Below are 20,940 nucleotides of genomic sequence, written 5' to 3'. Positions count from 1 at the left end.
GGGGTACAGGGGGCGGCGGCGACTGGCCGCCCCCTGTGCGCTCCCTGTGCCATGAGTGACATAACGCAGAAAAAATATCGGGAGCGCAATCAGCCCGGAAATAGCACAGGAGTGGTAGCCCTGCTAAGCGCAGAGCGAGCAGGGGCATTTCCGGTTGCGCCGTCATTTCGCCGGGTGGCGGCTGGCGCCTTAACCGGCCTACGGTCCGCGTCATGTATAGCCCTTCTCCTTCTCCCCGCCGGGGAGAGGGAGTGACTCAGGCGCTGGCGCTGTCCAGTCGCGCCACCTGCTCCGCGCTCAGGCTCAGCGCCGCCGCGCGGGCAAAACTCTCCACCTGAGCCACGCTGGTGGCGCTGGCGATCGGCGCGGTCACGCCTTCGCGGCCGATCAGCCACGCCAGGGCCACCTCAGCCGGCTTCGCCCCCTGCTCGTCCGCGACCGCCACCAGGGTATCGATAATCCGCATCCCGCGCGGATTCAGGTACTTACCAATCCCCCCTCCGCGCTGGCTCTGGGCCAGATCCGACGGCTGGCGGTACTTACCGGTTAAGAACCCGGAGGCAAGGCTGTAGTAGGTCACCACCCCGATATCGCGGCTGACGCAGAGATCGCACAGCGCGCCTTCAAACGCGGATCGGTGGTAGAGGTTATATTCCGGCTGCAGCACCTGCCAGGCAGGCAAGCCGCCTTTACGCGCTACCTCCAGCGCCCCCGCCAGCTGCATCGCATCCAGGTTAGAGGCCCCCATGGCGCGGATTTTTCCAGCCTGCTGCAGGCTGTGGAAAGCCTCCAGCGTTTCCTCCACCGGGGTTTGCGGATCCGGCCAGTGGGAGAAGTAGAGATCAATGTAGTCGGTATTCAGGCGGCGTAAGGAGTCATCTACCGCCTGTTGGATCCAGGCTTTGCTGAGCCCTTTATGGCCGGGGAGGCCTAAATCGGAGCCGACTTTGGTGAAGATTTTGACCTTATCGCGCATGCCGGGGCGCGCCTGCAGCCAACGACCGATGATGGTTTCGGATTCGCCGCCCTGGTTGCCTTCCGCCCAGCGGGAATAAACATCCGCCGTATCGATAGCGTCAAAACCGTGGTCAACAAAAGCATCAAGAAGAGCAAAACTGGTTTTTTCATCGATGGTCCAGCCAAAGACGTTGCCGCCAAAGACTAATGGGGCGATGGAAAATCCGGTTTTACCCAATGGACGTGTCATCATGCCGAGTACTCCTTAGCTTATATTCTGCTTCCCTCAGGTAACCGCAGGGGTCAGGAGAGGAGGTGATTGGATAATCAGAAAAGGAATCTTACGGCGGGCGCTCCACGCCCGCAGGTACACTCAGACATTATGTCCCGGAATAAACATCAAAGCTAAAATATTTGCCGGCTAATTTTTTATAGGTGCCGTCGGCCAGAATCTTCGCAATGGCACCGTTAATTTCCTGACGCAGTGCCTCATCGTCTTTACGCAAGCCGATCGCCGCCCCGGCGCCAAACAGCGTATCGTCCTGCAGATGGCCGCCGACAAAGGCGAATTCCTTACCCTGCGGCTGCTGCAGGAAGCTGTAGTCGGCCATCATCCCGGAGAGCACTGCGCCGTCGATGCGCCCGGACTCCAGGTCACGCACCACGCTATCGGCCCCCTGGTAGGCCACAATGTTAATCCCCTGCGGCCGCCAGTGCTGGTTAACATAAGTCTCCTGCGCCGAGCCCTGCTCCACGCCGATGGTTTTGCCCTTCAGCTGTTCCGGCGTATTGCCCTGCAGGGTATTTTTACGCGCCACGAGGAACACCGGCCCGTTATATAGCTTGTCGCTAAAGGCAATCTGCGCTTTGCGCTTCTCGGTCATGTACATCCCGGAAAGGATCGCGTCGAATTTACGCGCCTTCAGCGCCGGGATAATGCCGTCGAAATTGCTTTCCACCCACACGCATTTCGCCTGCAGCTGCTGGCAAATGGCGTTGCCTAAATCGATATCAAACCCCGCCAGCTTGCCCTGCGGATCTTTCCATTCAAACGGCGCGAAAGTCGGGTCGACGCCGAAGCGGATCTCCTTTCCCCCTTCGGCCAGCGCCGACGTCGACGCCATTAATGCCAGCCATAGCAACAGTGATTTTTTCATTCGCGTTCTTCTCCAGAGATTAGCGACAGTGCTTTTCCACCAGGCGGGCGAACAGCGTCGCGCCGGTGGTGATAATGTCATCGTTAAAGTCGTAGCCGGGGTTGTGCACCATGCAACCGCCCTTCTCCCCTTTCTCACCGTTGCCGAGCAGGAAGTAGCTCCCTGGGCGTTCGCGCAGCATAAAAGCGAAATCCTCGCTGGCGTTCATCGGCGAGACCGACTCCAGTACCCCTTCGCGGCCAAACACTTCCAGAGCCAGCGCCCGGGCGAAATCGGTCTCTTCAGGGCTGTTGGTTAATACCGGGTAGGAGTCGTACACCTCCACTACGCTGCTGGCGCCATAGCTTTTGGCGGTAAAATCAGCGAGCTCGTGAATACGCTTGATCAGCAGATCGCGAATGTCCGGCTTCATCGCCCGCACGCTCAGCTCCATCACCACGCTCTCCGGAATGACGTTGGAGGCGATACCGGCCTGGAAGGTGCCGACGCTGACCACTGCCGTTTCCCCCGGCGGCACGTTGCGCGCCACGATGCTCTGCAGGGCCATCACCAGCGCCGCACCGGCGACGATCGGGTCGACGGTTCGCTCCGGATGGGCGCCGTGGCCGCCGTAGCCGGTAATCGTAATTTTGACGGTGTCCGCCGAGGCCATAAAGTTGCCGGCATAGAAGCCCAGCTTGCCCACCGGTAGCCCCGGCATGTTGTGCAAGCCAAAGATGCGTTCGCAGGGGAACTGCTCGAACAGCCCGTCTTTAATCATTAAATCGGCGCCGCCGATAGCCTCTTCCGCCGGCTGAAAAATCAGATGCACCGTGCCGTTAAACTGGCAGGCCGGCGAGGCGATGTATTTCGCCGCCGCCAGCAGAATGGTGGTATGGCCGTCATGGCCGCAGGCGTGCATTTTTCCGGGTACCGTACTGGCCCAGGGCAAATCAGTAGTTTCATGGATCGGCAGCGCGTCCATATCGGCGCGCAGGCCAATAGTACGCGGCGAGTCGCCCTTGCTCAGGCTGCCGACGACGCCGGTTTTACCGAGGCCGCGGGTGACCTGATAGCCCCACTCCGCCAGTTTGCCAGCCACCAGCTCACTGGTATTAAACTCTTCCAGACTTAATTCCGGATTGGCATGTAAATAATGACGGATAGAAATCATTTCATCTTCCGTCGCTTTAATTTCGGGGATTACATAATCACTCATGCCGTTCTCCGGGAAATAAATTAAGGACTTAACACGGTAACGTGGTGGAAACTTTATGCAAGCAGCATTTCTAATACCTGGAATGAACTCATCTTATTTAATAATCCGCACATTACAGAGTAATAAATAATCAAAATAGTGAAATTTAAAAATAAACGTTTATTTTATGGAGGATTTACCGTTATTTAACCTACCATTCCCGACCATATTCAGATTTAAATAAAATAAACGTATATGAAATTACAGACGCTTTCCCTCGCCGCCATCGTCATGCTAGCGGGCTGCAGCGCGCAGGGCGATACCGCCAGCCAGCAGCGGGCCAGCATCCAGAAGATGCGCAGCGAAACCCTCAACAAGCTTTACGCCCTGCAGCCTGAGGCCCGCAGTGATATTCAGCATGCGAAGGGGTATGCGGTGTTTGCCAATAACAGCAGCAAGATCCTGCTGTTCGGGTTTGGCAGCGGTTACGGCGTGGTGCGGAATAAGGCCACCGGGAAGGATACCTATATGAAAATGGCCCAGGGCGGCGCCGGCCTGGGGATGGGGATGGGGATTAAGCAGCAGCGCACGGTGCTGGTTTTCCATGATAAAGCAGCCCTGGAGACCTTTATCCGCCAGGGATACATGGTTGGCGCCGATGCGAATGCCGCCGCAAAATATGATGACAAAGGCATCGCGCCGATCGCCGCCTCCACCAGCGGCGTGGCGTCAGATACCGCCTCCCTGCCCTCGAAGGTCAACGTCTACGACCTGACCGAAAAAGGGCTGGCCGCCCAGGCAATGATCAATGGTTATAAATACTGGCCGGATGCTGCGCTGAACCCGTAGCTTTCCGCGAGTGCGCCATCGCCGGTTCAGGCTTTCCCTGACCCGGCGTCGCGGAGCAGCGCATTTAGTGGCCGAGGGCGCCGCTCACCAGAATCGAGGTGATGATCCCGGTCGCCGCAGCGATCAGCACATAGTTACCGTCGATATAGGACCAGTGATGGCCTTCCGGCGGGGGCGGCAGGCCGCGGTCGCTCCAGTCGCGGACGCGATATTCATCGCCACGGAACGGCGCCGGAGCCGGGTGTCCTTTGCGGAAATCGTTCCCGCGCCAGGCGAAATGGTCCTGCTCATGACGTGCCTGATCGCGTTTGCCATGACCGTCGCGATCCGGGCCACGCTGGTCATGGTCGCCCTGATGATGCGCGTCAGGTCCGCCCTGCGGCGCATGCCCATCATGGTCCGGACCGTTCTGCCACACCGTTGGCTGCCCCGGGCGATGGCCGTCGTTCGGGCCATCGGCAAAGGCCGGGACGCTCAGCACACACGATAAAATTACTGCCAGAGAAATCATCTTTTTCATGGTACACCTCCTGATTCAGCTCCTTTGTACCGGGCAAATGTGAAGAAAGAGTGAGTAACTGGTTAACCAGGACGATTCTGGCATCGGCTGTCGGGAAGAGGTTGTGCTGATGGCGGGGCAATAAAAAAGGCCGCTTTCGCGACCTTGATTCAGACAGGTAAAAGGACTTATTCAGTCACTTTATTTTTTAACTCTTCGGCGCCGGTTTTGGTTTTATCCCAGCCCTTTTCCGCACCGGATTTGGTGGCATTCCAGCCTTTTTCACTGACCTCTTTGGTCTTATCCCACCCCTTCTCGGTGCCTTCTTTGGTCTTGTTCCAGGTTTTCTGCGCGCCTTCGCTCACCTGGCTGCCAACGCTGTCCTGCTTGCCTTCGGCAGCATGTTTCGCCTTCAGCTGCTGCTCTTCGCCCTCATGCTGGGCCTGGTGCAGCTTCTCTTTGGCGGTGTTGGCATTGGCATTCGCCGCCGCGACGGTATCATCTGTTGCATGTGTTGTCGCAGCAAAAACCGGAGCTGCAACCAGAATAGCCGATAACGCAATCATTGCTTTTTTCATAATATCCTCTCTCACGTGTCGTGTTATGAGTCGCATTCAGGATGGCACAACGAACCGGGGATGACATTAGGAATTAGCCTGAAAAACGTCTTCGACCTCCAGCCATGGCAGAAAATGCTGCCGCCGTGCGCGCCCTGTCGGCGTTGGCATAATTTCCAACATGTTTGTTACATTTTATGAAATTTGTCCTTGATATACTTGCCGTTGATGTTTGTTCGAGAATAATTCTCAGAATCATTATATTTATAAATTGGCAAACGGAACTCCTTTTATGGCAAGAAAATCAGTAAGATCGCTGTTACTTACTGCGCTGATCGCGACGCCCCTCTTCAGCTATGCAACCCAATATCCCCTGACGGTCACTGACCTCGACGGCCGGCAGGTCACCCTGGCCAAAGAGCCGCAGCGTATTATTTTGCAGGATGGCCGCGACATTATGACCCTCGCCCTGCTGGATCGGGACAATCCGTTTAAACGGCTGGTGGCATGGAATAATCTGGCGAAAAAGCAGGATGTTGCCACCTGGCAGATGCTGAAAACGACGTGGCCGCAGTCGGCCACGATCCTTGACATGGGCTTCAGCGACAAAGGGAACGTCGATCTTGAAAGCGTCATCGCCCGTCAGCCGGATCTGATGATCGCCCAGCTGCGCGCCAGGCCAGCGCTGATGGAGAGCGGCGTCATCGACAAGCTCAGCGCCCTGCACGTTCCGGTGCTGTTTGTCGACTATGAGATAGACCCGGCGAAAGATACCGCCCCCAGCATCGACCTGCTGGGCAAAGTCCTTAACCGCGAGAGCCAGGCCAAAGCCTTTACCGATTACTATCGTCAACAGCTGCAGACGATTCGCCAGAAAACCGCGGCCATCACGCCGAAGGCCAACGTCTTCGTGGAAGCGCTGGCCGGCAACAGCGACGCCTGCTGCTTTACCCACGGCCACAGCGGCTGGGGCGGGCTGGTGGAGGCGGTCGGGGCGAACAATATCGGTTCGCAGCTGCTGCCGGGCGCCTCCGGGTTCGTCTCGCTAGAGAAAATCATCAGCATGAAGCCCGACGCCTGGATCATGACCGGCTCGAAGCGCGGCAACAGCCAGGTGCTGCCCCTGGGTTATGAGGTTAAGCCGGAGGCGGTGAAGGCCCAGGCACAGATCCTGCTGGCGCGACCTGGGGTCAGCCAGATCCCGGCGGTACAGGAAAAGCGGGCCTATGGCGTCTATCACCACTTCTATAACCACCCGTGGAATATTGTCGGCATGGAATACCTGGCGAAAGATATCTACCCGCAGGCCTTCGGCGATCTCAACCCGGATGAGACTTACCATTATATCGTGCGCCATTTCACCGACCTGCCGGACCAGCCGTTCGTCTTCTCCTGGCAGCAGAGCGAGTAATCCGGCATGCGTTTAACCTCCGACTCCGTGCTCGACGGGCTGCCCGCCGGGACCTCTGGCGTGATAGATGACTATCGCCGTATCGTGCGTCGCCGTCTGCTGCTGATGCTCCTGCTGGCGCTGTTGATTGTCGCGTCGCTGCTGCTCGATTTTATGCTCGGCCCCTCCGGTCTGCCGCTGCAGAGCCTGTGGCAGACGTTAACCGATCCGGCCAGCGCCGATCCGGGCACGCGCGCCATCGTCTGGGATATCCGTCTGCCCTATGCGGTGATGGCGATTATCGTCGGCCTGGCGCTGGGACTGGCCGGCGCCGAAATGCAGACCATCCTCAATAACCCGCTGGCCAGTCCGTTTACCCTTGGCGTCTCCTCGGCTGCGGCGTTTGGCGCCGCGCTGGCGATTGTGCTGGGTATTGGCCTGCCCGGTATTCCCGGCCAGTGGTTTATCTCGGCCAACGCCTTTATCTTCGCCCTGCTGGCGGCCCTGCTGCTGGACGGCATCACCCGCTGGACCCAGGTGGCCACCTCCGGGGTCATCCTGTTCGGCATCGCGCTGGTCTTTACCTTTAACGCCCTGGTCTCGATGCTGCAGTTCATCGCCAACGAAGACACGCTGCAGGGGCTGGTGTTCTGGACCATGGGCAGCATCGACCGCGCCTCCTGGAGCAAAGTCGCCATCCTGCTGGTCGCCCTGGCGCTGGTGATGCCCCTGTCGCTGCGCAGCGCGTGGAAGCTGACCGCCCTGCGGCTGGGCGAGGACCGGGCCATCAGTTTTGGCATTAACGTTCGCCGCCTGCGCCTGACCACGCTGCTGCGGATCAGCATACTGTCGGCGCTTTCGGTGGCCTTTGTCGGGCCAATCGGCTTTATCGGCCTGGTGGCGCCGCATATTGCGCGGATGCTCTTCGGCGAAGACCATCGCTTTTATCTGCCCGCAAGCGCGCTGAACGGCGCTCTGGTGCTCTCCCTGGCCTCCATCGCCTCGAAGAACCTGATCCCGGGGGCCATTATTCCGGTGGGGATCGTCACTTCCCTGGTCGGGGTCCCGTTCTTTTTGAGCATTATTTTACGTCATCGGGGGCAGGCATGAGCGACCAGACGTTATCCGGGCTGTCGCTGTCTTACTTCAGCGCCGGCTACCCCAGACGCAAGGTGATCGAGAACCTGACGGTTCCCCATCTGCCGCGAGGGAAAATCACCGCGCTGCTGGGGCCAAACGGCAGCGGTAAATCAACGTTAATGCGGGCGATGGCGGGTCTGGGACCCTGCCGCGGCGAGCTGCTGCTGGAGGGGGAAAATCTGCTGACGCAGCCGTTCTCACGTCGCGCAGAGCAGGTGGTCTATCTTCCGCAGACGCTGCCCGCCGGCGTGCATCTGCATGTGCTGGAGTCGATTATCGTTGCCCAGCGCGCCGCCGGAGGACGCCACAGTCCGCAGCACCAGGAGGAGGTGATGGCGCTGCTGCGGCAGCTGGGGATTGCCCATCTGGCGATGAGCTACCTCGATCAGCTCTCCGGCGGGCAAAAGCAGCTGGTGGGTCTCGCCCAGTCGCTGATCCGCCAGCCGCGCCTGCTGCTGCTCGACGAACCGCTCAGCGCCCTTGACCTCAACTACCAGTTTCACGTGATGGATCTGGTACGCCGGGAGACCCGACGGCGCAACATCGTGACCCTGGTGGTGGTGCACGATATCAATATTGCCCTGCGTCACGCCGACCACGTGCTGATGCTCAAGGCGGGCCAGTTGCTCGGCGACGGCACCCCGGCCGCGGTCATCACCCCCGAGACCCTGGCGGCCGTCTATGGGGTGCGCGGGCGTATTGAACCCTGTTCGCAGGGGGTGCGGCAGGTCATTATTGACGGCCTGGTGGACAGCGAGACCTGACTGCGGCGCGGGGCGGCACGTCCGCCCCGCACCCGCCGGCTTAGTGATCGAGATAGAGGTAGTTTTCCCAGCTTTTCATGCGGATCAGGATCTTCCGGATCAGCGACAGCTCTTTCAGATGATCCGAGTAGACCGCCGCCTCGAGGGTAGCCCCCTGCGGCAGAGCGTATTCGGCAAAACGCGGATCGGTCACCTTCAGCACCACCAGCGCCCGGCCATGGGTATTGAGCGCGTCTGTGGTCAGCAGTTTGCCCTGCCCCTGGAACTGGCTCTCGCCAATCGCCGGCAGCACGTCGGCCACTTCTCCGCGAAAGACGGTGCCCGGGATAGCCGGAAACATCAGCTCCGCGGGCTCGCCTTTGTGCAGACGCTGCAGGGCGTTCTGGCGAAATGCCGCGACGTACTCCCGCGAGGCGACGCCCTCCACCGGCACAAAGGTCATCAGCGGGATCATCCCCAGGGCAGTGGACATGGTACCCGGCCGTAAGCCGACGGTACTGACATAGCCATCCTCCGGGGCACGGACGACGGTGTTCTCCAGCTGAAACTGCGCCTTTTGCAGCTGCGCCAGCAGGGAGGCCACGGTGGTATTTTTGCCCTTCACCACCGAGTCCAGCGCGTTGCGCGCCTGCACCACCTTTGCCTGAGCCGCGCTGACGCTGGCTTCATCGGCCTTCCACGTCTGCAAACGGGTATCAACCATTTGATCGGAGAAGGCGCCCTGGGCATGACCCTCCCGATAGCGGGCATATTCCCGCCGCGACTGGTCGCGCTGGGCCACCGTTCTGCTCAGCTCGGCCTGCGCCTGGCTTAACGCCGCGTTTAAGGAGAGCGCATCCTGACTGGCCGCTTTTATCTGCGCCTGCAGATCGTCTACTTTTGCCTGGAACGGCGTCGGGTCGAGGGTAAACAGCACATCGCCCTTATGCAGCATCTGGTTAGGCTTCACCGGTACGCTCTGCACCCGGCCGCGCACCTGCGACACAATCGGCACGGTACGAAATACCTGGTTACCAACGTCGGTATACGGGAAGTTGTAGTTCATCCCGAAGATCACCGCGCCAATCAGGGCGATACCGCCGAGCACCGCCGTCGGTACGGTCCACTTATTGAGCGGGATGCGGAATACTTTAAACACCACGATGCACAGCGCGGCGTAGGTCAGTAACATTAACGTTTCCATTAGTTTGCCTCCTCCGCTTTCAGCGCAGCCACCTCGCGCTGGACCTGTTCCAGTTGCTGGACCACCGTTTCCAGACGCTGATGCAGCGCCTGCTGATCGTCGGCAATGTGGCGCATTCCCCACCCGCGATCTTCGCGCCACAGCGTTGCCCAGATCCATAACAAAGGCCACAGGGCGTGCAAGGTAAATAAGCTAACCCAGCCGGCATAATGAATCGCATCCTGATGAGGATGGCGCCGCTCTTTGGCAATTTCATAAGGAATATCGTGAATAACAATCACGCCATAAAACAGTATTAAGGCCACGGCGATCAGAATGGCCAGCGCAACATAATCCAGGGTCATAAAATAACTCCAGAGTGAAAGGTTAACTTAATAAAACAGCCAGATTCAGACGTAACGGGGCCGGGGAAAAAGCGCGCTTAGCGCTTTCCCTGGCGGTGATAGCAACGTGATGGCGTGAATCTGCCGAATCGGGTTCAGAATTTCTCAGGAATATGACGGTCGATGGAGATCAGCTTGCCTTTTTTCACCGTGATATATCCCCCCTCGCGCAGCGCGGCCAGCACCTGGTACACATAGCTGCGCGAGAGATTGGTTCGTTTAATAATAAATGCCGACAGGCTCTCATGCTGACCACCATCGATTTCGCTGCGATATAGATAGCGCGACAGCATCGATTTAATGGTCTGAAAACTGGTCTGGCTGCCACGTTCATAGTGGGCATCAAGGGCAAATATGCCCATATAGGCCAGGATCGTGGTCAGCTCTTGCATATAGCCCGGCGACGAATGAAAGAATATTCGCTCAAAATCGCTGGCGGTTATTTTCGCCAGCTGGCACTCGCCCAGACACCGATAATAGAGCGCGACCGACGGACAATAATGTTCCAGTAATCCTAACGGCATATGCGCGATAACAATCCCGACCAGGTTCTGCTCATCGCCAAAGGCCAACGTCATTTGCCCCTGCAGCAGAAAGTAGAGATAGCCCGGCTGCGGAATAAAGCCCTGGTCTTTGCCCAAACTCAGCGTTTCACTGCAGGCGATCACCGCCGGCAGATGCGTGGTCAGCGTCAGATTCTGGTACCGATCGTAAATATCGCCAAAACTGGGGTTCATCGCGCTGCGCACTCCTTTACCTTTGGCCACCGCGGCGGGGCTAACCGCGACCTGTTGAACTATACCTAAGCGGGTGGGGAAGGAAAAGTCCAGATCTGGAGTGGCGAAATATTCCGCCTGGCTCACATTTTTTACCCTCGCCTCCCTGTTTCGTGACCCGATCGTTCCGCTTACCGGTGGGCTATGCTTTAATTAGCTAAACCGGTTTAACATAGTTTAGCTAAGAGGAATTTGTCGAATGAATGGAAAAATCTGGGTACTCGGCGATGCGGTCGTTGATCTCCTGCCCGATGGCGAGGGCCGCCTGCTGCAATGCCCCGGCGGCGCACCGGCCAACGTCGCGGTCGGCGTGGCGCGGCTCGGCGGCGACAGCGGGTTTATTGGCCGCGTCGGCGACGATCCCTTCGGCCGCTTTATGCGTCACACCCTGGCGCAGGAGCAGGTCGATGTGAATTATATGCGCCTCGACGCCGCGCAGCGCACCTCCACGGTGGTGGTCGATCTCGATCAGCACGGGGAGCGCACCTTTACCTTTATGGTCCGTCCGAGCGCCGACCTGTTCCTTCAGCCCGAGGATCTCCCGCCGTTTGCCGCCGGCCAGTGGCTGCACGTCTGCTCCATCGCTCTCAGCGCCGAGCCGAGCCGCAGCACGGCATTCGCGGCAATGGAGGCGATAAAACGCGCCGGGGGCTATGTCAGCTTCGACCCCAATATCCGCAGCGACCTGTGGCAGGATCCGCAGGACCTGCGTGACTGTCTCGACCGGGCGCTGGCCCTCGCCGACGCCATAAAACTCTCGGAAGAGGAGCTGGCCTTTGTCAGCGGCAGCGACGACATCGTCAGCGGCATCGCCCGGCTGAACGCCCGCTTCCAGCCGACGCTGCTGCTGGTGACCCAGGGCAAAGCGGGGGTCCAGGCCGCCCTGCGCGGGCAGGTTAGCCACTTCCCCGCTCGCCCGGTGGTGGCCGTTGATACCACCGGCGCCGGCGATGCCTTTGTCGCCGGGCTGCTCGCCGGCCTCGCCGCTCACGGTATCCCTGACAACCTCGCCGCGCTGGCTCCCGACCTTACGCTGGCGCAAACCTGCGGCGCGCTGGCCACCACCGCCAAAGGCGCCATGACCGCCCTGCCCTACAGGGACGATCTTCAGCGCTCGCTGTGATCCCGTTGGGCCGGCTAACGGCCCACTTTGCTGGCGACATCACAATTCTTAAACCGGTTTAGCAATTTTTATTTTCACCGCGTTACTGACATGTTTACCATATCAACTAAACCGGTTTAGCAAAAGTTAGCACACTCACTGATTTTCACCTTTGGATGTCAACAGCATGTATAAAAAACGGAAGTTAGCCATTCTTATTGCTTTGCTAACCGGCACCGCCGCCGCCCATGGGCAGACAGACCTGAACAGCATTGAAGCGCGTCTCGCCGCCCTGGAAAAACGCCTGCAGGACGCCGAAACCCGCGCCAGCACTGCCGAAAGCCGTGCCGCCTCGGCGGAGCAGAAAGTTCAGCAGTTAACCCAGCAGCAGCAGCAAACCCAGGTCACCACCCAGCAGGTGGCCAAGCGCACCACTCAGCTGGAAGAAAAAGCCGAACGGCCTGGCGGCTTTGAGTTCCACGGCTATGCCCGTTCCGGCGTGATCATGAACGACTCGGCCGCCAGCACCAAATCCGGCGCTTATATGACCCCCGCTGGGGAGACCGGTGGCGCCATTGGTCGTCTGGGCAACCAGGCCGACACCTATGTGGAAATGAACCTCGAACATAAACAGACGCTGGACAACGGGGCGACCACCCGTTTCAAAGTGATGGTGGCCGACGGGCAAACCACCTATAACGACTGGACGGCAAGCAGCAGCGACCTGAACGTGCGCCAGGCGTTTGTCGAGCTGGGCAACCTGCCCACCTTCGAAGGCCCGTTCAAAGGCGCAACCCTGTGGGCCGGGAAACGCTTTGACCGTGACAACTTCGACATCCACTGGATTGACTCGGATGTGGTGTTCCTCGCCGGGACCGGCGGCGGGATCTACGACGTGAAATGGAACGACAGCCTGCGCAGCAACTTCTCGTTATACGGCCGCAACTTTGGCGATATCGCTGACAGCAGTAACAGCGTGCAGAACTATATCGTCAGCATGAATAACTTTGCCGGCCCGGTGCAGATGATGGTCAGCGGGATGCGGGCGAAAGATAATGACGAACGCCAGGACACGAACGGCAATCTGGTGAAAGGCGATGCCGCTAACACCGGGGTCCATGCTCTGCTGGGCCTGCACAATGAGAGCTTCTATGGCCTGCGCGACGGGACCAGCAAAACGGCCCTGCTGTACGGCCACGGGCTGGGCGCCGAGGTTAAAGGCATCGGCTCCGACGGTGCGCTGCGCCCGGGGGCCAATACCTGGCGCTTCGCCAGCTACGGCACGACGCCGCTGAGCGATCGCTGGTTTATTGCCCCGGCCGTGCTGGCGCAGAGCAGTAAAGATCGTTATGTCGATGGCGACAGCTATCAGTGGGCCACTCTCAACCTGCGTCTGATTCAGGAAGTGACGCAGAATTTCGCCCTAGCCTGGGAGGGCAGCTATCAGTACATGGATCTGCAGCCTGAAGGCTACAACGATCGCCACGCGGTGAACGGCAGCTTCTACAAGCTGACCTTCGCCCCAACCTTCAAGGTGGGCAGCATCGGCGACTTCTTCTCGCGTCCGGAGATCCGCTTCTATACATCGTGGATGGACTGGAGCAAAAAACTGGATAACTACGCCAACGATGATGCATTAGGCAGCAACGGGTTCAAATCGGGCGGCGAATGGTCGTTCGGTATGCAAATGGAGACCTGGTTCTGACGGTAACCCGGACGACAGGGTAAGTAACACATAAATATAAGGTTCGCGGTGCCTGCCACGGCCGGCACCGCCCACGCCATATCATCATGCATTCAGAGGGTACTATGGATTTTGATCAGATTTCCCGCTCACTGCTTCCCCTGTTGGGCGGCAAGGAAAATATCGCCAGCGCCGCGCACTGCGCCACCCGCCTGCGGCTGGTGCTGGTCGACGACGCGCTCGCCGACCAACAGGCCATTGGCAAAATCGACGGGGTGAAAGGCTGCTTTCGCAATGCCGGACAGATGCAGATCATCTTCGGCACCGGGGTGGTCAATAAAGTCTATGCCGCCTTTATCCAGGCCGCAGGCATCAGCGAATCAAGCAAATCCGAAGCCGCCGACCTGGCCGCGAAAAAGCTGAACCCGTTCCAGCGCATCGCCCGCCTGCTGTCCAACATTTTCGTACCGATCATTCCCGCCATCGTCGCCTCCGGCCTGCTGATGGGCCTGCTGGGGATGGTGAAAACCTACGGCTGGGTCGACCCGAGCAATGCTATCTATATCATGCTGGATATGTGCAGCTCGGCAGCGTTTATCATTCTGCCGATCCTGATCGGCTTTACCGCCGCCCGCGAATTTGGCGGTAACCCTTATCTGGGCGCGACCCTTGGCGGGATCCTCACCCACCCGGCGCTGACCAACGCCTGGGGCGTCGCCGCCGGCTTCCACACCATGAATTTCTTCGGCATCGAAGTGGCGATGATCGGCTACCAGGGTACCGTCTTCCCGGTGCTGCTGGCGGTGTGGTTTATGAGCATGGTCGAGAAACGGCTGCGCCGCGTTATCCCTGACGCGCTGGACCTGATCCTCACCCCGTTCCTGACGGTGATTATCTCCGGCTTTATCGCCCTGCTGCTGATCGGCCCGGCCGGTCGCGCGCTCGGCGACGGTATTTCGTTTATCCTCAGCACGCTTATCAGCCACGCCGGCTGGCTGGCGGGCCTGCTGTTCGGCGGCCTCTACTCGGTGATCGTCATTACCGGTATCCATCACAGCTTCCATGCCATCGAGGCGGGTCTGCTGGGCAACCCATCGATTGGCGTCAACTTCCTGTTGCCGATCTGGGCGATGGCCAACGTCGCTCAGGGCGGCGCCTGCTTTGCGGTGTGGTTTAAAACCAAAGATGCCAAAATCAAAGCCATCACCCTGCCGTCGGCGTTTTCGGCGATGCTGGGGATCACGGAAGCGGCAATCTTCGGGATTAACCTGCGCTTTGTGAAGCCGTTCATCGCCGCGCTGGTCGGTGGTGCCGCCGGCGGCGCCTGGGTGGTGTCAATGCACGTCTATATGACCGCGGTGGGCCTGACGGCGATCCCGGGGATGGCCATCGTGCAGGCCAGCTCGCTGCTGAACTACATTATCGGAATGGCGATCGCCTTCGCCGTGGCCTTCATGCTCTCTCTGACGCTGAAATACAAAACGGACGCTGAATAATGTCATTACCGTCACGCCTGCCTGCGATCCTGCAGGCCGTTATGCAGGGCCAGCCGCAGGCGCTGGCCGACAGCCATTATCCGCAATGGCATCTGGCGCCGGTCAGCGGACTGCTGAACGATCCCAACGGCTTTTGCCAGGTCGCCGGGCGTTACCACCTGTTTTATCAGTGGAACCCGCTCGCCTGTGACCATACCTATAAGTGCTGGGGACACTGGAGTTCAGCCGATCTGCTGCACTGGCGGCATGAACCTATCGCCCTGATGCCGGACGAAGAGTATGACCGCAACGGCTGCTACTCCGGCAGCGCGGTCGAGTTCGAGGGCGCCCTGACCCTGTGCTACACCGGCAACGTGAAATTCCCCGACGGCGGGCGCACCGCCTGGCAGTGCCTGGCGACGGAAAATGCCGATGGCACCTTCCGCAAGCTGGGGCCGGTGCTACCGCTACCTGACGGTTACACCGGCCATGTACGCGACCCCAAGGTGTGGCAGCAGGACGGGCGCTGGTACATGGTCCTCGGGGCGCAGGATGTGCAACAGCGCGGTAAAGTACTGCTGTTTACCGCCAGCGATCTGCGGGAGTGGCGCCTGGTGGGCGAGATCGCCGGACATGGCGTTAACGGTCTGGCGAACGGCGGCTATATGTGGGAGTGCCCGGATCTCTTTCCGCTGGCGGATACCCACCTGCTGATCTGCTGCCCGCAGGGGCTGGCCCGTGAAGCGCAGCGCTTTCTCAATACCTATCCTGCGGTGTGGATGGCAGGCCGCTTCGACGCCGAGCGCGGCACCTTCGACCACGGCCCGCTGCACGAGCTGGACAGCGGGTTTGAGTTCTACGCGCCGCAGACCATGCTGGCCGAGGATGGCCGCCGTCTGCTGGTCGGCTGGATGGGCGTCCCGGACGGGGAAGAGATGCATCAACCCACCCGCGCACAGGGATGGATCCACCAGATGACCTGCGTGCGCGAGCTGGAGTGGCAGGCGGGCACCCTGTATCAGCGCCCGCTGCGCGAGCTGGCCGCTCTGCGCGAGGAAGCCCAGGGCTGGCGCGGGCAGACCCTGCCCCTCGCCCCGATGGAGCTGGCCTTTGACATCGCCCCCAACAGTACGCTGGGGCTGGACTTTGCCGGCGCCCTGCAGCTCACCGTCAACCGCGACGGCCTGCGTCTGTCGCGCCGCGGGCTGCAGACCGCCGAGATGCATCACCGCTACTGGCGCGGCGAAGCGCGGCGCCTGCGGATCTTTATCGACCGCTCCAGCGTGGAAATTTTCATCAACGATGGCGAAGGGGTGATGAGCAGCCGCTTCTTCCCGGGCTATCCGGGGCAGTTAATCTTCAGCGGTGCGACGCCGGTGGCATTCTGCCGCTGGCTGCTGCAGCCATGCATGGTAGTATAAGCGTTTTGCTTTCAGGCTCCTGAGTGGTGATGAAAACCAAACGCGTAACTATCAAAGATATCGCCGAACTGGCGGGCGTCTCCAAAGCGACCGCCAGTCTGGTGCTCAACGGCCGTGGCAAAGAGCTGCGCGTGGCGCAGGAGACGCGCGAGCGCGTGCTGGCGATCGCCCGCGAGCAGCACTATCAGCCCAGCATTCATGCGCGCTCGCTGCGCGATAACCGCAGCCATACCATTGGCCTGGTGGTACCGGAGATCACCAACTACGGGTTTGCCGTTTTCTCCCATGAGCTTGAGACGCTCTGCCGGGAAGCTGGCGTGCAGCTGCTTATCTCCTGCACCGACGAAAACCCCGGCCAGGAGAGCGTGGTGGTCAATAATATGATTGCCCGCCAGGTCGACGGGCTGATCGTCGCCTCGTGCATGCACAGCGATGCCGACTACCTGAAGCTCAGCGAACAGCTGCCGGTGGTGCTGTTTGACCGCTCCCCCAGCGACAGCGCCCTGCCGCTGGTGATGACCGACTCGGTGACGCCAACCGCCGAGCTGATCTCCCGCATTGCGCCTCAGCATGCGGACGAGTTCTGGTTTCTCGGCGGCCAGCCGCGGCTGTCGCCGTCGCGCGACCGGCTGGCGGGATTCACGCAAGGCCTGGCTCAGGCGGGGGTCACGCTGCGCCCTGAGTGGGTGATCAACGGTAACTACCACCCCAGCTCCGGGTATGAGATGTTCGCGGCGCTCTGCGCGCGGCTGGGACGTCCGCCGAAGGCCTTATTTACCGCGGCCTGCGGACTGCTCGAAGGGGTCCTGCGCTACATGAGCCAGCATCATCTGCTGGACTCCAATATTCATCTCGCCAGCTTCGACGATCACTACCTGTATGATTCGCTTTCCCTGCGCATTGATACCGTGCAGCAGGATAATCGCCAGCTGGCCTGGCACTGCTACGATCTGCTCAGCCAGCTGATCGACGGCCAGGCGCCGGAGCCGCTCCAGCGCTACCTCCCCGCCACCCTGCAGTTTCGCCATCCCTGACGGTGCCGTCGGCAATTAGCGTTTTCGCCGGGCGCGCGCTGCCTGCCTCACCGCCAGCAGCGCACCGGCAAACAGCATGCCCAGGCCGATCGTCACCGGCCAGCGGTAAGCCATCAGTAACGAGGGCAATCCGCCGTCCGGCGCCAGCACCACCAGATTCCAGCCCGTTAGCCCCGCCTCGCCGTTCAGCGCGCGGGTTAACATCCGCTGGTGCGGGGCGAAAGGCTGGATAGTCTGGTAGTTGCTGCCGAACAGCGGCGGCTGCATCTCCCTGGGGAACTGCGCCTGCACCTGGGCCAGTACGCTGGCCGGCAGCGCATGCGACGCCGCCAGCAGATGCCCGTCGCCATTCACCAGCAGCAGTTGATAATGCCGCTGCCGGGCGAGGGTATGGAGTTCGGCGCGCATCGCCGCCAACGGCCAGGCGGCTTCCCGCTGCGGCGCCGGCGTGTTCATTCGCCGCTCAAGGCGTTGCGCCACCCACTGCGCATCTTCCTCCAGCTGGCGGGTCTGCATCTCACGGTAAACCTCTCTGGCCGGCAAATTCACGCCCCGACCGAGCGCCAGGATCGCCAGTCCGGCGATCAGCGTGACGATAATGCCCCTGCTTGCCGGTCGCCAGAGCGGCGAGGATTTGACGACGGATGGTGTATTCATACGACTCCAGAAACCGGAGGCCACGCATGGGCCCCCTGACGAATAGACAACGGAAGTGGCAAAACTGTACAGGATGAGCCGCGTGGGCAAAACAGACAGGCCGCGCCTGGCGGGGCGTATTTTGTTTATTTCTGGACAGGACGGGCGGCAACGACATCCTTCGCCGCTGCCGCCCGTTGATAAGATTAGTGTTTTTTCCGGTTGCGACGCATGTCGATGGTCACCGCGGCGACAATAATGATGCCCTTAATAATATCCTGCACGTAGGCATCGACGCCGACAAAGGTAAAACCGCTTTTGATCAGACCAAGGATCATCGCGCCAATCAGGGTGCCGGTAATGCGCCCCACCCCGCCCATTAAGCTGCTGCCGCCGATCACCGCGGCGGCAATCGCGTCCAGCTCGTAGGACATCCCCATGCTCGACTGGCCGCTGCTGACGCGCGCCGCCAGCACCACCCCCGCCAGCCCGGAGAGCGCCCCGGCGATGGTGTAGACAATCACCAGGTACTTATTCACGTTGATGCCGGACACTTTGGCCGAGGTCATGTTGCCGCCGATGGCATACACATATTTGCCATAACGGGTATGCTTCAGCGCAATGTGAAACACGGCGGCGATCACGAAGAAGATAATCACCGGCATCGCCCCCTGACCTATCGCCGTAAAGCTGTCGGAGAGGAAGCTGATCGGGTTGCCCTGGGTGTAATACTGCGCCAGACCGCGCGCCGAAACCATCATCCCGAGGGTGGCAATAAACGGCGGAATACCGGTCCGCGTCACCAGAAAACCGTTGGTCAGGCCGCACAGCAGGCCGACGCCGATCCCCGCGCAAATGGGGATCACCGCCGGCAGGTTGACCAGCGCCGGGAACATCGGCGACAGGCTGTCGGAAGTTTGCGCCAGGCTCGCCGCCACCACCGCCGCAAGGGCGATAACCGAGCCGGAGGAGAGGTCAATCCCGGTGGTGATGATCACCTGGGTGACGCCGACGGCGATGATGCCGATGATCGCCACCTGCAGCACAATCAGCACCAGGCGGTTGGTATTGAGCAGGAACGACTGGTCGCGAACATACCAGCCGGCAATTTCAAAAGTCAGGGCAATCACCAGCATCACCACAAAGATGCCGGTATCTTTCGGCATTTTATGCCGCAAATTAGCGAAGAAGGAGGAACCCTCGCTGGCCGGAGCCGCCGTTAATTTCATATTACTCATTCTCTGTGCCTCAATGGGATGCCAACGACAAAATGGTTTCCTGGTCGGCTTCGTCTTTTTCCAGGATGCCGGTGATACGGCCTTCATGCATCACCATAACCCGATCACTCATGCCAAGGATTTCCGGCAGCTCAGAGGAGACCATAATGACCGCCACCCCCCGATTCGCCAGTTCACTGATCAGATGATAAATCTCCGCCTTCGCCCCGACGTCGATACCGCGGGTCGGCTCATCGAGAATTAAGATTTTCGGTTGCGCTAACAGCCAGCGCGCAATCAGGACTTTTTGCTGATTCCCCCCGCTGAGGTTATTAATAATTTGATCCATCGTCGGCGTTTTAATATTGAGCCGGCGAATTTGCTCCATGCAGTCTTCGGCCATTTTCACGTGCTGGACAAAACCGCTCTTGCCGATATATTCCGGCATTTTGACGATACTCATATTTTCCAGCACCGACAGCACCAGAAACAGGCCCGACTTTTTGCGGTCTTCGGTTAATAACGCCATCCCCTTTTCAATCGCCACGGAGGGGGAATCAATGGTCACCGGCGCCCCGTCGATCAGCACTTCGCCGCTGTCGAAGCGCTCCATACCGAACAGGCTTTCCATCACCTCGCTGCGCCCGGCGCCCACCAGCCCGGCCACGCCAAGGATTTCACCGCGGCGTACAGTAAAGCTGACGTCATGGAACACGCCCTGGCGCGTCAGGTTGCGCACCGTCAGCACCTCTTCGCCGATGGTGTTATTAAATTTCGGAAACAGCTGGGTTAATTCGCGGCCCACCATCTGGGTGATCAGCGACTGGCGGGTAAATTCGGTGGTGTTTTTGCTCCCCACCCAGGTGCCGTCGCGAAACACGCTGATCTCATCGGTAATGGCAAAGATCTCATCCATTTTGTGGCTGATATAGATGATCGCCTTACCCTGGGCGCGCAGGTCGCGGATGATGGTGAACAGGTGAGCCACCTCGCCTTCGGTCAGCGCCGAGGTGGGCTCATCCATGATCACGATATCCGCGTTCCACGAGACCGCTTTGGCAATCTCCACCATCTGCTGAGCGGCGATGCTCAGGTCGCCCACCAGTCGGTCGGCGGTTAAGCGGATATTAAGCTTGTCCAGCAGCGCCTGGGTCTGGCGGGTCAGCTGGCCGTGATCGACAAAGCCGTACTTCATCGGCTCGCGCCCCAGCCAGATATTCTCCGCCACCGTCATATGCGGCACCAGATTGAGCTCCTGGTGGATCATCGAGATCCCCGAGCGCAACGCATCCATGGTGTCGGTAAACTCCACCGGCTCCCCTTTCACGCGAATCGACCCTTTATCGGGGCGATAGATACCGATCAGGCACTTCATCAGCGTGGATTTACCGGCGCCGTTCTCGCCCATCAGGGCATGCACCGTTCCCGGACGCACGCGCAATGAGACATTATCGAGCGCCTTCACGCCGGGGAAGAACTTACTGATACCTTCGGCTTCAAGTGCAAAAGCGTTCATACATCCACCTCCGTACCACGGGT

At 59.8% G+C, this 20,940-nt stretch carries 19 protein-coding genes and 1 pseudogene; 9 read left to right on the top strand and 11 right to left on the bottom strand.

Annotation, left to right across the window (positions count from 1 at the left end; translation table 11 throughout):
• Nucleotides 1–256: 256 nt before the first annotated feature.
• The 3 genes from NKJ21_RS24075 to NKJ21_RS24065 all read right to left on the bottom strand — a co-directional run bounded on the left by NKJ21_RS24075 (nt 257) and on the right by NKJ21_RS24065 (nt 3,312).
• A complete protein-coding gene (locus NKJ21_RS24075) occupies nt 257–1,210 on the bottom strand; it encodes an aldo/keto reductase (protein ID WP_012968772.1) in 954 nt (317 codons plus the stop codon).
• 127 nt (nt 1,211–1,337) lie between these two features.
• Nucleotides 1,338–2,114 carry an ABC transporter substrate-binding protein gene (locus NKJ21_RS24070; RefSeq protein ID WP_002892707.1) on the bottom strand — a complete coding sequence of 259 codons (777 nt, stop codon included), beginning with the start codon at nt 2,112–2,114 and terminating at the stop codon, nt 1,338–1,340.
• A gap of 19 nt (nt 2,115–2,133) precedes the next feature.
• Nucleotides 2,134–3,312: a M20 aminoacylase family protein gene (locus NKJ21_RS24065; RefSeq protein ID WP_012542544.1), complete on the bottom strand. Its 1,179-nt coding sequence runs from the start codon at nt 3,310–3,312 to the stop codon at nt 2,134–2,136.
• A 234-nt stretch (nt 3,313–3,546) separates the two neighbouring features.
• Between NKJ21_RS24065 and NKJ21_RS27795 the strand changes: the two genes are divergently transcribed.
• On the top strand, nt 3,547–4,140 hold the full coding sequence (locus NKJ21_RS27795; RefSeq protein ID WP_309242293.1) for a YSC84-related protein: 594 nt from the start codon (nt 3,547–3,549) through the stop codon (nt 4,138–4,140).
• Nucleotides 4,141–4,204: 64 nt separating this feature from the next.
• Here the strand turns inward: NKJ21_RS27795 and NKJ21_RS24055 are convergent, their stop codons facing one another.
• Together NKJ21_RS24055 and NKJ21_RS24050 are read right to left on the bottom strand one after the other, a co-directional pair.
• A complete protein-coding gene (locus NKJ21_RS24055) occupies nt 4,205–4,660 on the bottom strand; it encodes an RcnB family protein (RefSeq protein WP_008805507.1) in 456 nt (151 codons plus the stop codon).
• Nucleotides 4,661–4,827: 167 nt separating this feature from the next.
• Complete coding sequence (locus NKJ21_RS24050) at nt 4,828–5,217, bottom strand: hypothetical protein (protein ID WP_002892699.1); 390 nt, start codon at nt 5,215–5,217, stop codon at nt 4,828–4,830.
• Nucleotides 5,218–5,488: 271 nt separating this feature from the next.
• On the opposite strand from NKJ21_RS24050, the gene NKJ21_RS24045 reads away from it, so the two are divergent.
• The 3 genes from NKJ21_RS24045 to NKJ21_RS24035 are packed head-to-tail and all read left to right on the top strand — an operon-like array spanning nt 5,489 to nt 8,490.
• Complete coding sequence (locus NKJ21_RS24045; RefSeq protein ID WP_008805505.1) at nt 5,489–6,607, top strand: ABC transporter substrate-binding protein; 1,119 nt, start codon at nt 5,489–5,491, stop codon at nt 6,605–6,607.
• A 60-nt stretch (nt 6,608–6,667) separates the two neighbouring features.
• Complete coding sequence (locus tag NKJ21_RS24040; RefSeq protein WP_218809725.1) at nt 6,668–7,696, top strand: iron ABC transporter permease; 1,029 nt, start codon at nt 6,668–6,670, stop codon at nt 7,694–7,696.
• Nucleotides 7,693–8,490 carry an ABC transporter ATP-binding protein gene (locus NKJ21_RS24035; RefSeq protein WP_063266814.1) on the top strand — a complete coding sequence of 266 codons (798 nt, stop codon included), beginning with the start codon at nt 7,693–7,695 and terminating at the stop codon, nt 8,488–8,490. Before NKJ21_RS24040 ends, NKJ21_RS24035 begins: the two co-directional genes overlap by 4 nt.
• Nucleotides 8,491–8,530: 40 nt before the next feature.
• Here the strand turns inward: NKJ21_RS24035 and NKJ21_RS24030 are convergent, their stop codons facing one another.
• From NKJ21_RS24030 to NKJ21_RS24020, 3 genes are all read right to left on the bottom strand, one after another.
• Nucleotides 8,531–9,673: an HlyD family secretion protein gene (locus NKJ21_RS24030; protein ID WP_224229441.1), complete on the bottom strand. Its 1,143-nt coding sequence runs from the start codon at nt 9,671–9,673 to the stop codon at nt 8,531–8,533.
• The gene (locus tag NKJ21_RS24025; protein ID WP_008805501.1) at nt 9,673–10,017 is read right to left on the bottom strand and encodes a DUF3302 domain-containing protein; all 345 of its coding nucleotides are present in this window, start codon (nt 10,015–10,017) and stop codon (nt 9,673–9,675) included. The genes NKJ21_RS24030 and NKJ21_RS24025 overlap by 1 nt, the downstream gene beginning before the upstream one ends.
• Nucleotides 10,018–10,151: 134 nt before the next feature.
• Nucleotides 10,152–10,793: a helix-turn-helix domain-containing protein gene (locus NKJ21_RS24020; protein WP_072121882.1), complete on the bottom strand. Its 642-nt coding sequence runs from the start codon at nt 10,791–10,793 to the stop codon at nt 10,152–10,154.
• A gap of 238 nt (nt 10,794–11,031) precedes the next feature.
• On the opposite strand from NKJ21_RS24020, the gene NKJ21_RS24015 reads away from it, so the two are divergent.
• The 5 genes from NKJ21_RS24015 (at nt 11,032) to NKJ21_RS23995 (ending at nt 17,548) form a co-directional block, all read left to right on the top strand.
• Nucleotides 11,032–11,955: an aminoimidazole riboside kinase gene (locus tag NKJ21_RS24015; protein ID WP_008805499.1), complete on the top strand. Its 924-nt coding sequence runs from the start codon at nt 11,032–11,034 to the stop codon at nt 11,953–11,955.
• Between the two features lie 166 nt (nt 11,956–12,121).
• Nucleotides 12,122–13,639: a carbohydrate porin gene (locus tag NKJ21_RS24010; protein WP_012968775.1), complete on the top strand. Its 1,518-nt coding sequence runs from the start codon at nt 12,122–12,124 to the stop codon at nt 13,637–13,639.
• A 104-nt stretch (nt 13,640–13,743) separates the two neighbouring features.
• On the top strand, nt 13,744–15,114 hold the full coding sequence (locus tag NKJ21_RS24005; RefSeq protein ID WP_008805497.1) for a sucrose-specific PTS transporter subunit IIBC: 1,371 nt from the start codon (nt 13,744–13,746) through the stop codon (nt 15,112–15,114).
• A complete protein-coding gene (locus tag NKJ21_RS24000; protein ID WP_239270571.1) occupies nt 15,114–16,514 on the top strand; it encodes a sucrose-6-phosphate hydrolase in 1,401 nt (466 codons plus the stop codon). Before NKJ21_RS24005 ends, NKJ21_RS24000 begins: the two co-directional genes overlap by 1 nt.
• A gap of 23 nt (nt 16,515–16,537) precedes the next feature.
• Entirely contained in the window at nt 16,538–17,548 is a 1,011-nt protein-coding gene (locus NKJ21_RS23995) for a LacI family DNA-binding transcriptional regulator (RefSeq protein WP_162494424.1), read from the top strand.
• A 47-nt stretch (nt 17,549–17,595) separates the two neighbouring features.
• Here the strand turns inward: NKJ21_RS23995 and NKJ21_RS23990 are convergent.
• From NKJ21_RS23990 to NKJ21_RS23980, 3 genes and pseudogenes are all read right to left on the bottom strand, one after another.
• A pseudogene (locus tag NKJ21_RS23990) lies at nt 17,596–18,205 on the bottom strand (hypothetical protein).
• A gap of 185 nt (nt 18,206–18,390) precedes the next feature.
• The gene (locus NKJ21_RS23985; protein ID WP_004152946.1) at nt 18,391–19,413 is read right to left on the bottom strand and encodes an ABC transporter permease; all 1,023 of its coding nucleotides are present in this window, start codon (nt 19,411–19,413) and stop codon (nt 18,391–18,393) included.
• Nucleotides 19,414–19,432: 19 nt separating this feature from the next.
• Nucleotides 19,433–20,917, bottom strand: coding sequence for a sugar ABC transporter ATP-binding protein (locus NKJ21_RS23980; protein WP_004202401.1), 1,485 nt, complete (start codon nt 20,915–20,917; stop codon nt 19,433–19,435).
• Between the last annotated feature and the right edge of the window lie 23 nt (nt 20,918–20,940).

Origin of the sequence: Klebsiella sp. SWET4, from assembly GCF_024296565.1 — a bacterium.
Classification (GTDB): Bacteria; Pseudomonadota; Gammaproteobacteria; order Enterobacterales; family Enterobacteriaceae; genus Klebsiella; species Klebsiella variicola.
Note: the sequence above shows the minus strand (reverse complement) of the source record. Positions and strands in the feature narration are given on the sequence as shown.